The organism is Nocardia sp. GP40 (assembly GCF_050434125.1).
GTDB classification, from domain to species: Bacteria; Actinomycetota; Actinomycetes; order Mycobacteriales; family Mycobacteriaceae; genus Nocardia; species Nocardia albiluteola.
This window is the reverse complement of sequence record NZ_JBNPVW010000003.1, coordinates 766,257-779,748: the sequence shown is the minus strand read 5'-3', so window position 1 is coordinate 779,748 and position 13,492 is coordinate 766,257. Positions and strand designations below refer to the sequence as shown.

Annotated in this window: 11 protein-coding genes; 5 read left to right on the top strand and 6 right to left on the bottom strand. The window is 68.8% G+C overall.

Translation table 11 applies throughout. From position 1 onward, the window contains the following. Positions 1 to 37: 37 nt before the first annotated feature. Positions 38 to 475 carry a hypothetical protein gene (locus tag ABH933_RS12500; protein ID WP_429417805.1) on the bottom strand — a complete coding sequence of 146 codons (438 nt, stop codon included), beginning with the start codon at positions 473 to 475 and terminating at the stop codon, positions 38 to 40. A 46-nt stretch (positions 476 to 521) separates the two neighbouring features. Continuing rightward, on the bottom strand, positions 522 to 1,334 hold the full coding sequence (locus tag ABH933_RS12495) for an alpha/beta fold hydrolase (RefSeq protein ID WP_429417481.1): 813 nt from the start codon (positions 1,332 to 1,334) through the stop codon (positions 522 to 524). 278 nt (positions 1,335 to 1,612) lie between these two features. Between ABH933_RS12495 and ABH933_RS12490 the strand changes: the two genes are divergently transcribed. Further along, positions 1,613 to 2,353 carry a helix-turn-helix domain-containing protein gene (locus ABH933_RS12490; RefSeq protein WP_429417478.1) on the top strand — a complete coding sequence of 247 codons (741 nt, stop codon included), beginning with the start codon at positions 1,613 to 1,615 and terminating at the stop codon, positions 2,351 to 2,353. A 188-nt stretch (positions 2,354 to 2,541) separates the two neighbouring features. Here ABH933_RS12490 and ABH933_RS12485 read toward each other — a convergent pair whose 3' ends face one another. Together ABH933_RS12485 and ABH933_RS12480 are read right to left on the bottom strand one after the other, a co-directional pair. Then, a complete protein-coding gene (locus tag ABH933_RS12485; protein WP_429417476.1) occupies positions 2,542 to 3,510 on the bottom strand; it encodes a sigma-70 family RNA polymerase sigma factor in 969 nt (322 codons plus the stop codon). 231 nt (positions 3,511 to 3,741) lie between these two features. Next, a complete protein-coding gene (locus ABH933_RS12480) occupies positions 3,742 to 5,259 on the bottom strand; it encodes a DUF7059 domain-containing protein (RefSeq protein WP_429417473.1) in 1,518 nt (505 codons plus the stop codon). A gap of 159 nt (positions 5,260 to 5,418) precedes the next feature. Here ABH933_RS12480 and ABH933_RS12475 point away from each other — a divergent pair, with 159 nt between their 5' ends. Then, positions 5,419 to 6,036 carry a DedA family protein gene (locus tag ABH933_RS12475; RefSeq protein WP_429417471.1) on the top strand — a complete coding sequence of 206 codons (618 nt, stop codon included), beginning with the start codon at positions 5,419 to 5,421 and terminating at the stop codon, positions 6,034 to 6,036. A gap of 145 nt (positions 6,037 to 6,181) precedes the next feature. Then, positions 6,182 to 6,808 (top strand): putative glycolipid-binding domain-containing protein, encoded by a 627-nt coding sequence (locus tag ABH933_RS12470; RefSeq protein ID WP_429417468.1) that lies wholly within the window; start codon positions 6,182 to 6,184, stop codon positions 6,806 to 6,808. A 4-nt stretch (positions 6,809 to 6,812) separates the two neighbouring features. Here the strand turns inward: ABH933_RS12470 and ABH933_RS12465 are convergent, their stop codons facing one another. Then, positions 6,813 to 7,472: a GntR family transcriptional regulator gene (locus ABH933_RS12465; RefSeq protein ID WP_429417803.1), complete on the bottom strand. Its 660-nt coding sequence runs from the start codon at positions 7,470 to 7,472 to the stop codon at positions 6,813 to 6,815. Between the two features lie 162 nt (positions 7,473 to 7,634). Here ABH933_RS12465 and ABH933_RS12460 point away from each other — a divergent pair, with 162 nt between their 5' ends. Beyond that, positions 7,635 to 8,459 carry an HpcH/HpaI aldolase/citrate lyase family protein gene (locus ABH933_RS12460; protein WP_429417465.1) on the top strand — a complete coding sequence of 275 codons (825 nt, stop codon included), beginning with the start codon at positions 7,635 to 7,637 and terminating at the stop codon, positions 8,457 to 8,459. 95 nt (positions 8,460 to 8,554) lie between these two features. On the opposite strand, the gene ABH933_RS12455 is transcribed toward ABH933_RS12460, so the two are convergent. Then, the gene (locus ABH933_RS12455) at positions 8,555 to 11,773 is read right to left on the bottom strand and encodes an AfsR/SARP family transcriptional regulator (RefSeq protein ID WP_429417462.1); all 3,219 of its coding nucleotides are present in this window, start codon (positions 11,771 to 11,773) and stop codon (positions 8,555 to 8,557) included. A 183-nt stretch (positions 11,774 to 11,956) separates the two neighbouring features. Here ABH933_RS12455 and ABH933_RS12450 point away from each other — a divergent pair, with 183 nt between their 5' ends. Then, complete coding sequence (locus ABH933_RS12450) at positions 11,957 to 13,480, top strand: aldehyde dehydrogenase family protein (protein ID WP_429417459.1); 1,524 nt, start codon at positions 11,957 to 11,959, stop codon at positions 13,478 to 13,480. Positions 13,481 to 13,492: the final 12 nt, after the last annotated feature.

Here is a 13,492-nt window from a genome sequence, read left to right as displayed (position 1 = left end):
CCACTCCACATCGACGGCGACGACCGCGGCCTCGGGATCAGGACAGCGAGATCGGCACGATGTCGGCCACGATGCGATGGATCGAGCCGTCCGGGATGTCGAAGGTCTCGGTGATCGCGACGGTGACCAGGCGTTGTCCGGCGATGCCCGAATCCAGGTGGTACCGCGCGGTCACGACGGACCCGGTGTCGCTCAACCGGACGTCGTAGATGCGTTGGACGAGTTGGTATTGCGGGCCGGTGTCCAGATCGTGGGTGAGTTGCGGGCCGGAGTAGCCGGTCTGGATTCCGGCCTCGACCCGCGTGCAATCGGGTGCGAAGGGAACATTGCTCGCGTCGTGCGTGAGCAGCGCGTTGAGATAGGCCATGGCGATGGCCTCGCGGGGGTCACTGGGAATCATCGGCACCGCGGTCGCGGCGCCCGCCCCGGCCAGTGTGGCCGCGAGGGCCAGCGTCAGAACTGACACCCGTTTCATTTTCATGCCGTGATCGTAGGAGATCGCGGTGCCCCGCGACGGCCGTTCAGCCCATCTCCGGACCTCCGGCGGCCAGCTCGCGGACCACGTCGGCGACGGCCTTGAAGTCCTTGCTCAGGATCTTGGCGTGGTTGCTCGCGACCTTCGCGCTGACCTTCAGGTTCGGGTTGCGGGCCAGCACCGGCTCGAGCGAGGCGCGCATCGCCTCCATCTCCTCCGCGCCGCCGCCGAGGCTGGCGCCGGTGGCCTGGAGATAACGCACCTGGTAGCTCGCGCGCTCGAGGATGGGTTCGATGGCGGCGTTGAGTGCGTTCTGCTCGATGTTGACCTTGATGTGCTGGTCGACGGTCATGCGTGCGGCCAGGCCCAGCGGGCGCAGGATCGGCAGCATCGGGCGCATCGGACGGAACAGTTTGCGGATCCGCTCGGCGCCCTCCTCGCCGGTCAGGCCGTAGGGGACCGCGCCGTCGAGGGCGACGATGCCGCCGACGCGGGCCGGATTGCGATCGGCCCAGTGCACCGCGACCAGCGCGCCGTAGGACCAGCCCACGAAGATCGGCCGCTCCACGGTGCGGGCCGCGAGGACGGCGTCGACGTCGCGGACGCACGCCTCGAAGGAGTAGTCCGCCGACTGCTTCGACTTGCCGCGGGCGCGTTCGTCGAAGGCGATGTGCCGGTACTCGGGGCCGAGTTCGGCGATGACGCGACGGAAGTGCTTCTGGTCGGCGTAGGTGCCGTTCAGGTAGACAACGGCGCGACCCGTGCCGCCGGTGTCGGTCACGTACAGCTCGGTGTCCTCGACTGGCACCATGCCGGTCCAGGTCGACGTGGCCGAGTTCGAAGCGGTTGATTTCCTCATCGTGAATCTCCTTGCGTGCGATGTTCGAGCCGTGGGTCGAAATCTTTTGAAAATCTCTGAACATCCACGACAGTACATTGCGTTTATAAATCGGTCAACACTTCTGTCTGGTGCAAACAGCCGGTCGGAGTAGTGAATGCAGAGCTGTATTGCAATGAGAATGACAGTGAATGCAAAGATTGATCCAGAGCCTTCTTTGCAATGAGCTCGGGCCGGCCGCATACTGGGCTACAAGCGCGGGGCGGCCGCGACCATCCACGGACGGGAGACCAGCACCGATGCCCGGAGGCAGACTCACCGATGCGGACCGTCGGCAGATCGCCGAGGGGCTGGCCGAGGGGCTCGGATACGCGGAGATCGGCCGGCGTCTGGAGCGGCCCGCCTCGACCATCATGCGGGAGGTCACCCGCAACGGCGGGCTCGACGACTACGGCGCGGACCGCGCGCAGCAGGCCACCCGGGAGCGGGCGCGTCGCCAGAAGCAGACCCGTAGCGTGCCGCCGCCGGTCCCGGAGGGCGTCGGTGGGCGCGACCCGCGAGTGGTCCGGGATATCACCGAATCGTTCACCGAAGTTCTTGTGCAGCAGGCGATGCCGCGAATGGAGGCGCGGGTGCTGGCCTGCCTGTATGTCACCGACTCGGGCACTCTCACCGCCGCCGACCTGGTGCGGCGGCTGGGTGTCAGCCCCGCGTCGGTGTCACACGCCGTCGCGTTTCTCGAACAGCAGGGAATGCTTCGGCGGGAACGAGATTCGGGGGAACGCCGAGAGCGCTACGTTATCGACGACGAGATCTGGCTCCGAAGTCTGCTGGCCACCGTGCAGGCGAACAATGCCCTGGTGGCCGAACAGCGGCGCGCGGCCGAAATCCTCGGGCCCGCAACGCCTGCGGGCGCGCGCTTCGAATCCTCCGCCGAACTTCTTCTGCTCGTGACCGAGGCCTTCGAGCAGGCCATGGACAAGTGGCGAAAGCGTGGGGGCACAGCGGGTTCGGGTGGTGCCGGCCCGCGATGGTCGTGAAAGCCCATCGAAGTTACTGTAGCGCCGGTCGGTTCGCGCTGTGCCCGGAGGGGACGGGACGCGCGGACGCCGACCGGCGCTCGAGGTGATCGTTTTCCCAGTGATCACCGCGGTGGTGCTGGGCCGGATTCCGGACGGCCCAGCGTCTGCGGGGCCCGCGGCGGTGTGGCGCCGACGGGCCGGTTCTCTCAGCTAGCGTAGGCGCGCAGCCGGTCGGCGCGCTCGCCCTTGCGCAGCTTGCCCATGACTTCGCGCTCGATCTGGCGCACTCGCTCACGTGAGAGACCGAACAGTTTGCCGATCTGGTCCAGTGTGCGGGGCTGGCCGTCGTCCAGGCCGAAGCGCAGCCGGATGACCTGCTGCTCGCGCTCGTCCAGCGTGGCCAGCACGCTACGGACGTCGTTGTGCATGATGCCCGCGATGACCGCGCTCTCGGCGGAGGTGGCCTCGGAATCCTCGATGAAATCGCCGAGGGGAGCCTCCTCGTCGCTGCCGACCGGCATGTCCAGGCTTACCGGGTCGCGGCTGTGGTCGAGCAGGTCGGCGATCTTGTCGACCGGAATGCCCGACTCGTTGGCCAGTTCCTCGTCGGTGGCCTCGCGGCCGAGCTGCTGGTGCAGCTCGCGCTTGATCCGGGCCAGCTTGTTGACCTGTTCGACCAGGTGCACGGGCAGCCGGATGGTGCGGCTCTGATCGGCCATGCCGCGGGTGATGGCCTGACGGATCCACCAGGTGGCGTACGTGGAGAACTTGAAGCCCTTGGCGTAGTCGAACTTCTCCATCGCGCGGATCAGGCCCAGGTTGCCCTCCTGGATCAGATCCAGCAGCGGCATGCCGCGGCCGGTGTACCGCTTGGCGAGCGAGACGACCAGACGCAGGTTGGCCTCGAGCAGGTGCTGGCGGGCGGACTGGCCATCGCGGACCAGAATGGCTAGATCGCGCTTGCGGGTTGCGGCCAATCGCTTACCGGTCTCCAACAGATGTTGGGCGTAGAGACCCGCCTCGATGCGCTTGGCCAGCTCGACCTCGTCGGCGGCCGTGAGCAGCGCGGTCTTGCCGATTCCATTCAGGTACACGCGTACCAGGTCGGCTGCGGGGCTCTGGGCGTCGAGGTCCTGATCGCTGGCGCGCACTCCAGTGGTGGCGGGGCTTGTCATGACTTGCCTCCTGTCGGTGGTGTCTCACTCCGAACAACGGACCCGACATCGGAAAAGTTCCCCGCAACCGCCCCGATAAACCGTGCTGAGCTGCGGCTTTCGGCACACCCATCTGAGAAGTTCCTAAGAAGGGCGCGGATTGGGAACGGTACGGTGCGCCAGTTTCGTCTCGGAGCGCCCACCGTCTCCCGACGGTGACCGGAGCCGAACCGGCCCGTTATCCGATGCGCCTCACACCGGGTGAATCAGGCCGTGACGAACCAATCCGGTGACGATCGTCAGTGCGGCGGCGCGGAACTCGGGTGTGGCCTCCGCGCCGGTGTGGCCGACCGCGAGCAGGTCGACCAGTTCCTGCAACGGCAGGCCGTCCGCGCGCATTCCCGCGAGCAGCGCCGCGGTCGAATCGTCCACCTCGTGCTGCCAGCGCGGCCCGTCGCCGCGGTGCAGCCGCGCGACCCGCTGCTCCCAGCCTTCCTCGCCGGTCAGGTACACCCGCTCCAGCGCGGTCGCGGCATCCACGCGATAGCGGGACTCCCAGGCCGCGTCGGGGTCCGCGGCCACCGCGCGCAGCCAGGCCGAGCGCTCGAAGTAGGCGATCGCCTCGGGGCCGAGCGGATCGTCGAAGCCGTGTGTGAGGTCCTCGGCCAGCAGCTCGGTGGGCCCGTCTATGGCGCGCAGATAGACGAATCCGAATCCGATGCCCTCGACCTGCGCGGCGTCGAACGCCGCCAGCCAGGCCTCGGCGCGCTGCTGCGCCTCGCGATCGCGCGGATCCAGCCCGGCATCGCGCAGCCAGGTGCCCACGTACAGGGCCGGATCCGCGATATCGCGCTGCACGATCCAGGCGTCCACGCCGCGATCGGGCAGCCACGAGGACACCCGGGCCCGCCAGTCCTGTCCCTCGCGATGCACCCAGGAGGCCAGCATCGTCGCGGTGCCGCCGGGCGCCAGCAGCGCCGGGGCCTGCGAGATCACCAGCTCGCTCGCCCCGTCCAGGGCCAGGCCCGAGTCGCGGTAGGTGTGCTCGATGCGTGCGGGACCGACCACGAACGGCGGATTGGCAACCACTCGATCGAAGCGGCGCCCGGCGGCGGGCTCGAACCAGGATCCTTCGAGCAGCTCGATGTCCAGGTCGTTGAGCGCGGCGGTGGCCTGCGCGAGCCACAGCGCCCGCGCGCTGATGTCGGTGCCGGTCACCGCGTTCGCGTAGCCGCAGGCGTGCACGGCCTGTACTCCACAGCCGGTGCCCATGTCCAGGACCGAACCCGCCGGGGCGGTCGGGGTGGCACGCAGCAGCGACAGCGAGGCATGGCCGACGCCGAGCACATGATCGTGGGTGAGGCTGCGGCGCTGCACCGAGTCGTCGAGATCGGAAAGGACCCAGCGGTTTCCGGCGCCCAGGTCCAGGGGCCGCAGATCGAGCGCGGCCCGGATCCGGTCGCCGTCGCGCGCGAGCAGCCCGGCGGCGACCGCGCGATCCAGGTCCAGCGGCGCGAGCGCGGCGGCCACCCCGCGCTCGGGCTCCGGATCGCCGAGCAGCAGCAGCCGCACCAGCGTGCCGAGCTCGCCCGCGTCCCGCACCGCCCGGCGCACCGGCACGGGCTCGGACCGTCCCAGCGCCGCGTGCGCGTCCCGGCCCAGCACCTCGAGCAGGGTGTCGGCGTCGTAGCGCGTCCGGACCAGCGCGGTGCGCAGGTCGGGGGCGAGCGCGGCCAGCGGTGAGAGGACGGCGGTCGGATTCGTCGGCATGCCCCGAACTTTGCCAGGCCGAGTTGATCGCACCTGGTAGTGGGGCCGTCCGAGGCCGGCGAGGAGCGGGCCTGGCGACGGTCTCAGCGTGCTCTCAGCGCCGCCTTGCGACTGTGGCGTGGTGAATTCGAATTCCCGCGCAATCGCCGAGGTGCCGCGATGCAGCATCTGATCCTCAGCTACGGCCTCACCGCGATTCTGCTGCTCATGGCCGCCGAATCCGCATGCATACCGATCCCGTCCGAACTCACCATGCTGCTCGGCGGCGCATTGGCGGCCGGTGCGGTGAGTGGGCCGCACCCCAGCCTGGTCGCCGTCATCGCCGCGGGCACCGCGGGCAATGTGATCGGCAGCTACGTGGCCTGGCTGGCGGGCCGTTACGGCGGCCGTCCCGCGCTGCACCGCTGGGGCCGCTACATCTTCCTGCGCGAACACGAGATCGACCGCGCCCAGGACTGGTTCGTCCGCCGGGGTAGCGCCTCGGTGTTCTGGGCCCGGCTGCTGCCCGGCATCCGCACCTTCATTTCGCTGCCCGCGGGCATCGCGGGCATGCCCGCAGGCCGTTTCGGCCTCTACACCCTGGCGGGCTGCCTGCCGTGGACCGCGGCCCTGGCCCTCGCGGGGTACGGCGTCGGCGCCAACTGGCAGCATCTCGAGAAGACGTTGCAGGGACCCAGCTACATCATCGCCGGGCTGGTGGTCGTGGCGATCGCGGTCGGTATGGGCGTCGTGCTGCGGCGTCGCCGCCGGGGCGCCCCGAGCCGCGCGAACGCCTAGCCTCGGGTACCGGTCGAGGGCCCGAATCGCGCACTGCGGATGGGGTATCCGGGACATACTTGATCCGGCGGCAGGACGGCGCCGCTGACCTTTCTGCCGGATGCGGTGCTGGACAAGGGATCCGGCGGCGACGAGAGGACCTCGCGTGGGCATCGATCGCTTCGTGCTGTGGCAGGTGGTGGAGACCGCGGGGTTCGAAGCGGCATGGGTGCGGATCGACGGGCTCGAGCTGCGTGCCGACGGCACCGTGGCGGGGCAGCTGCCCGAGCCGTACCGGCTGTCGTACGAACTGCGCACCGACGAGCGGGCAGCCACCGCGCGGCTCGCGGTCGCCTGCACCACCGGGAGCGGGGAGACCCGGCTGGACCTGCGGCGCGACGAGCACGGGTGGACCGTGAACGGACACGCGCGGCCGGATCTGGCGGCGGCGCTGGATTGCGATCTGGCGTGCTCTCCGCTGACCAATACGATGCCGGTGCTGCGGCACCGGCTGCACCGCGAGCCCGGAACGGAGCGGTTCACGATGGCGTTCGTGGAGGTGCCGAGCCTGCGGGTGGTCCCCTCGGCGCAGGCCTACACCCATCTCGGACCGGAACCGGGCGGTACGCGAGTTCGGTACGCGTCGGGGACGTTCACCAGTGAGCTGCTGTTCGACGGCGACGGGCTCGTGATCGACTATCCGACCATGGCGCACCGCATCGACCCGGTGGAATCGGTTACCGCGCAGGAACGTTCGTCGGGCGCGGGCTCGGTCCGGCCCGGCACACCGTGACCTCTTACCGGCCCGGCGCGGCCGAGTTGCTGTGCTCGTCGATGTCGAAGAGTTCGCCGATCAGCCCGCCGAGGAAACGCCGGTGCTGCGAGGAGATTTCGGCGGCGGCAGCGCCGTCGCCCGCCGCGCACAACCGGATCAGGTTCTCGTGGTGCTCGAGGGCGTCCTGCCAGCCGCGCAGGCTGGAGAACTTGCGGTAGTAGATCCGGTGGATCTGCGGATGAACCTGCTGGATAAGCCTTTTGAGCAGCGGGTTGCCGGCGGCGTCCACGATGACGCCGTGCAGGACGTCGTCGGCGGCCAGGGCCGCGCCGATGTTGTCGGCCTTGATCGCCTGTGCGAGATCGTCATTGGCGCTGCGCATGAGAGCGATGTTGTCGGGAGTGAGATTGGGCACGCCCGTCTTCACGGCCAGCTGGTCCAGTACCTCCAGCACGGCCAGCGTCGATTCGACATCGTCGCGGTGCAGGGGCGTGATGCGGGTGAAGGCGGCCGGCTTGGCCTCGACCAGCCCGGTGTCGATCAGCCTGGCCAGGGCCTCGCGCACCGGGGTTCGGCTCAGGCCCAGCTGATCGGCCAGATCGGCGTCGCGAACCCTGGATCCGGGGGCGAGCTCGCCGGTGACGATCGCGTCGCAGATCCGATCGAACGCCACATCGCTCATGCGCCGTCGCTCCACGCGGTCACCCAACATATTGGATACTGTACGTCCGCTTTACCGGCAAGATATATCTGGGATCGAGGGACGTCGTCCACAGCCAATATATTGGATGTGGTGTACTGTTCAACGCGGTTGGCGTACCGAATCGAGAGGAACGAACACCGTATGACCCGTACGTCCGCGCCGGAAACCGTCACGGTCCCGGCGATCCACGCCCGCTCCTGGCTGTTGGTCCCCGGTTCGCGCCCCGATCGGTTCGAGGACGCCATGAATTCGGCGGCCGACGCCGTGATCTTCGATCTCGAGGACGGCGTGATCCCGTCCGCGAAAAGCGAAGCCCGCGAACAGGTCACCGAATTCTTCGCGGCCGGCGGCGCCGGCTGGGTGCGTATCAACAACATCACCACCGCGGACTGGGCCGCCGATCTCGCGGCGCTGAGCGGCGTTGCCGGCCTCCACGGTGTGATGCTCGCCAAGACCGAGTCCGGCGAGCAGGTCGATCGCACAGCCGCCGCGCTCCCGGGCGTCCCGATCCTGGCCCTGGTCGAGTCGGCCCGGGGGATCGAATTCGCCTTCGATATCGCCTCGGCCGCTGCCACGGTCCGGCTGGCCTTCGGCACCGGGGACTACCGCCGGGACACCAACGTCGGTGCGGACGCCCTGGCGTACCCGCGCAGCCGCCTGGTCGTGGCCAGCCGGGCCGCCGACATCGCGGGGCCGATCGATGGACCGTGTGTCACCGGTCCGGCGGAACTGCCCGCGGAGCTCGTGGTGACCAAGTCGATGGGAATGAGCGGGAAGCTCTGCATGCACGCCCGCGACACCGCGGTGGTCAATCGCGCGCTGAGCCCGCAGCCCGACGAGATCGCCTGGGCGGCGGAGATTATCGGCCGGCTCGGCGCCGCGGGCGAGAACGTCGCCGACGGAAGCGATCTGCCCAAGCTCGCCCGGGCGCACCGGATCAACCGGATGGCGGCCGTCTTCTCCTGATCGCCGTTCGGCACGCAAGGGGCCAACACGCCGCGCGGCCGGTGAACACAGTGCGGATTCGCGATCCACGATGAGGAATCGGTCTGCTGGGGCGATCAGGCGCTCAACCGGAGGGCGGGGTCGGTGAGCAGGCTGGCGAGGTCGAGTGCCGCGCCTTCCGCAGTGAGTGCGGTGAGGCGGGCTTCGGGCAGGACCGCGCGAAGGTGCGTGGCAACTCGCTCGGCATCGGGGCCGAGTACCTCGCGGCCCATGCGACCGAATGCGTGCAGGACGGCGCCGAAGATTCGCGCGGCGTGCTCGAGATGGCCGGTGGCCAGGGAGGCGACTGCGAAACCGACGGCGACGTCGGGCAGCATCGGCGGGGCTTCCGTCGCTGCGACATCGCGGGCATAGGACAGTTGCCGCTGTGCGGAATCCAGGCGGCCGGCGTCGATCAGAAGGACGCCATAGAGAGTGCGGACATTGATCGCATCGGCCCATCGAACCAACCCGCGCTCGTTGGGGTTCGGCGCGGTCGGCGGTGGATCGTCGGGACCGCCGATTGTGGAACTGAATGCGTTGATCGCGTCCTCGAGGCGACCTTCTCGGGCGGCCAGGTAACCCCGTGCGATACCGCGGATCTGCTTGGCTCCTTCCCGCGCCTGCCGTGGATCTTGTTCATCGGAGCGTGCGAGATAGCCTGCGGCGCCGACGGTATCTCCGCCGAGGAGATGCTGAATCGCGACCCAGCACAGCATCTGTACTCGATCGCTGGCACTGACGTCCGCGCCGAACAGTTCCGTGGCTCGCGCGAGCAGAGGTTCCGCGGAACCGATGCCGTGCAGTCGGTTGTGGACATAGGCGAGCAGAACCAGCGACCGGGCATGCGCACCCGGATCGGCGGATTCCCTCAGGCATGTGACTGCCGCCTCCAGATCCGTGTGTAGGCGGGGGAAGGTATCGAGGGAGAGTTCCTCGAACGCCCTGTGGTACAAGGCATGGCCGCGTAGCCAGGCGTCTGCGGCGGTCGTGCACTCGTCCAGCAACTGTGGCCTGCCGCGTTGATGTTCTTGCAGTGCCAAGATCAACACGAAGATGGGGTGGCCCGCGTCGTCCTCGGCCATGGCGGCACGCACGTCAGGCTCGAATTCGCCTATGTCCTGAGGGATATTGCTCGCCGAGAAGTTGGCTGCGTACTCGGGGAGGTACAGGCCGTACCGGCAGGTCAGATATGCTCCGGCGCAGCCCCGGGGGACCCGATCGCCGACGGCCTCCAACACCAGCGGCTGCCAAGTGTGGATCTCGCCCCATTGTCCGCTGGACTGCCAGTACCAGAACAGGTTGCCGAACAATCGCACCGAACGCGTGTAGTCTGCGTTTTCCACCGCCCATTGGAGAGAGGTTCGGCAGTTTCCGTGCTCGGCCGCGAACCGACGTAACCATTCTCGGTGGGCGGTGTCGCGTAATCCGGTAGTGCCCGCTTCGGCGAATTCGATGTAGCAGTCGGCATGTGCGCGCGCCGATTGTTCGGACTCGCCGGCCCGCTGTGCTTCCTCGGCGGCGTAGGCGCGGATCGTCTCCACCATCCGGTAGCGCTCGCCGTCGAATTCGATGAGCGACTTGGCAGCCAGTGACCGTGCCGTCTCGGCGATCTCGGAGCGCGGCACCGAGAATCCGTCCCCGCACACCCGCATCAGGTGCTCCGGCGTCGCGCCGCCGGCGAAAACCGCCATCCTGCGGGCCAATGCGGCCTCCACGTCGCCGAGCAGATCCCAGCTCCATGCGACAGCGGCCTGCAGACTTCGGTGGCGGGGCGTCGCGAGCCGGGTTCCGTTCGTCAGCAACCGGAACCGATCGTTGAGTCGCGCCGCTACCTCCGCGAGCGGGAACCCCTGTAATCGTGCGGCGGCCAGCTCGATGGCCAGCGGCAGGCCGTCCAAGCCGCGCACGATCGCGCGGACGTGGGGCCAATTCGCTTCGGTCACAGCGAAATCCGGTTGCACCGCGGTGGCGCGGTCGATGAACAATCGCATCGCGGGACTGTCGACGGTGTGCTCGGCGGTGCCCGTGGGCGCGGGGAGCGCCAAGGGGAGCACGGCATACCGCTCTTCACCGGCCACCGACAGGGGAGCCCGGCTCGTGGCGAGGATGCTCAGCTGCGGAAGTTGCCGCAGCAGTTGTGTCGTCGCTTCCGCCGCTGACCGCTGCACGTGCTCGCAATTGTCGAGGATCAACAGGGTTCGGCGTGCCCACAGCGTACGCACCAGCGTCTGCACCCAGTCCTCGGTGGGGGTATCCCGGTCGACCAGCCCGGCCGCGGCGAGCATCGCGGCGCCCAGCGCCGCCCCCGAGGTTTCCCCGCGTTCGGGACTCACCGCCGCGGCCTCGATGAACAGGTATCCGTCCGGCCAGTCGCGGCCGTGCGATCGGACGAATTCGGTTGCCAGCCGGGTCTTTCCGACGCCGCCCGTGCCGACGAGCGTCACCAGCCGACCTCGGCGCAGCATCGCGGCCACCTCGTCGACGTCGGCGGTACGGCCCACGAAGCTGGTGAGGCGTCGGGGGAGTGTGGGTGATCCAGCCGTCGTGGCGTCGGGCCGCGCGGGCACGGCATCCAGACCCGCGACGGCCTGCCGCAGCACGGCGGACGGCTCGACGCCGAGTTCGCTGCGCAGCCCGGCCTCGATACGCCGGAAGACCTGCCGCGCTTCGGATTCGCGGCCCGCGGCCCCCAGCACCGTGATCAGGCGCGCGGCCAAGGTCTCTCGCAGTGGTAGCGCATCGGCCTCCGCGGCGAGGGTGCGCAGCACTTCACTACCCCGGCCCAGCGCCAGGTACGCGTCGGCCTGCGCTTCCGTCGCGGTCAACCGCTGATCCGCCAAAACGGTTGCGGTAGTCGATATTTCGACAGACTCGCTCAGGCCTTCGAGCGGGATCCGCCCCTGCCAGCACGCAAGCGCCCGATCGAGGGCATCAGCGGCCGCGCGCGAATTCCCGGCGGCCAGCAGCCGGGTGCCCTCGCCGTGCAGACACGCGAACCGATGCACGTCAACGGCATCCGGATCGATGGCGAGCTCGTAGCCGGGCGCGCGCCGTAGCACCCACTGTGCGCCGAGGACGGCCCGCAACCGTTTGACCAGCGTGTGCAGCGCGTTCTCCGCATCCGCGGGCGGGCGCTCGCCCCACACGCCGTCGATCAGACGTTCGGTGGCGACGATCTCGCCGACGCGAAGCGCCAACAGTGCCAACAGGGTTCGCACCCGTGGTCCGCCGATCGCGATGGCGCCGCTGTCGCCGATGCCTACCGTGACTGGCCCGAGAAGCCTGACTTGCATGAGCTGTGTCCCCGTCTCCTCACGCTGCGGTGGGACAGTCCTGTTTCACAATACGGTGGCGCCGGTCGGGCGTGCGCGGCCACCAACCGGTTCGCCGCGGCGGGAAGCCTGACGGCACCGCCTGACACGGGTCTGGCAACCGCTGCCAGACCCGTATCCGCGCGGCCGTGCACGGTGGCGCCCATGACGAATTCCCACGGCACGACCACCATATCCGTACTTCCTTACCGTGACGAACTGGGCATCACACCCGGTCGCCTGTATATCGACGGCCAGTGGGTCGACTCGGTCTCCGATGCCCGGTGGCATCATCTGAGCCCGGCCACGAACGAGGAAGTGACCACGATCGCCGACGCCTCCGCCGTCGACGTGGACCGCGCGGTCACGGCCGCGCGCAAGGCCTTCGACGAGGGGCCGTGGCCGCACCTGCGGGCCCACGAGCGCAAGCGGCTGATCGAGCCGCTGGTACAACTGCTGCGCGAGGCCTCACCGCGGCTGAGCCGGCTCCAGACACTGGAGAACGGCATGCCGATCGGGTTCACCACCCAGTACCGGCTCTCGGCCGAAGTCGCCGCGGACGTCTTCGACTATCACGCCGGGTGGATCGACAAACTCTCGGGCGAGACGTTCCCGCAGTACACCGACCGCAGTGACCTGCAGTACCTGAGTTTCCGCGAGCCGGTCGGCGTCGTCGCGGCGATCGTGCCGTGGAACGCGCCGGTCCTGCAGATGGCGAACAAGGTCGCACCGGCCCTGGCCGCCGGCTGCACGGTCGTGCTCAAACCCTCCGAGTACGCCAGTCTCACCAGCCTCGCCATCGCCGAACTGATCGACCAATTGGATTTGCCGCCCGGGGTTTTCAACCTGATCACCGGCGTCGGCGCACAGTCGGGTGAGGCGCTGATCACCCATCCCGGCGTGGACAAGATCAGCTTCACCGGCAGCCGGGGCGTGGGCGGGCGCATCCTCGAGGCGAGCGGCGACAACATCAAGCGCGCCACCCTCGAACTCGGCGGCAAGAGCCCGGCCCTGGTATTCCCCGACGCGGACGTCCGCAAGGCCGCCAAGACGGTGATGGGTATGGTCGCGCTGGGGATGTCGGGCCAGCAGTGCACCGCGCAGACCCGTGCCCTGGTGCACGCCGACTGCTACGAGGAATTCCTGGACGGGGCCAAGGAGGTAGCCGCCTCGGTGCGATACGGTAACCCCTTCGATCCGGCCACCAACGCCACGCCGCTGATCAATCAGCGCCAGCTCGTGAAGGTACTGGACTACATCGAGAGCGGCACCGCCGACGGCGCCCATCTGCTGCTCGGCGGCGATCGTCCGGGCGGTGAGCTGAGCGCGGGCAATTACGTCAATCCCGCCATCTTCACCCAGGTCGACAACCGCATCCGCATCGCACAGGAGGAGATCTTCGGGCCCGTGCTGGCCGTCATCCCCTTCACCGACGAGGACGAGGCCATCCGCATCGCCAACGACACCGAATACGGGCTTGCCGCGGGTATCTACACCAGCGATCTCGGCCGCGCCTTCCGCCTGGCCCGTCGCATCCGGGCGGGTGCGGTCGGCATCAACGGCTACACTTTCATGCCCAACTCCCCCGTCGGCGGCTACAAGACCTCCGGGCTCGGCCGGGAGGGCGGTCGCACGGCCATCGAGGCGTACACCGAACTCAAGACAGTGATGCTGGAAGCCCGAGCCTGAGACGGAGCGAAC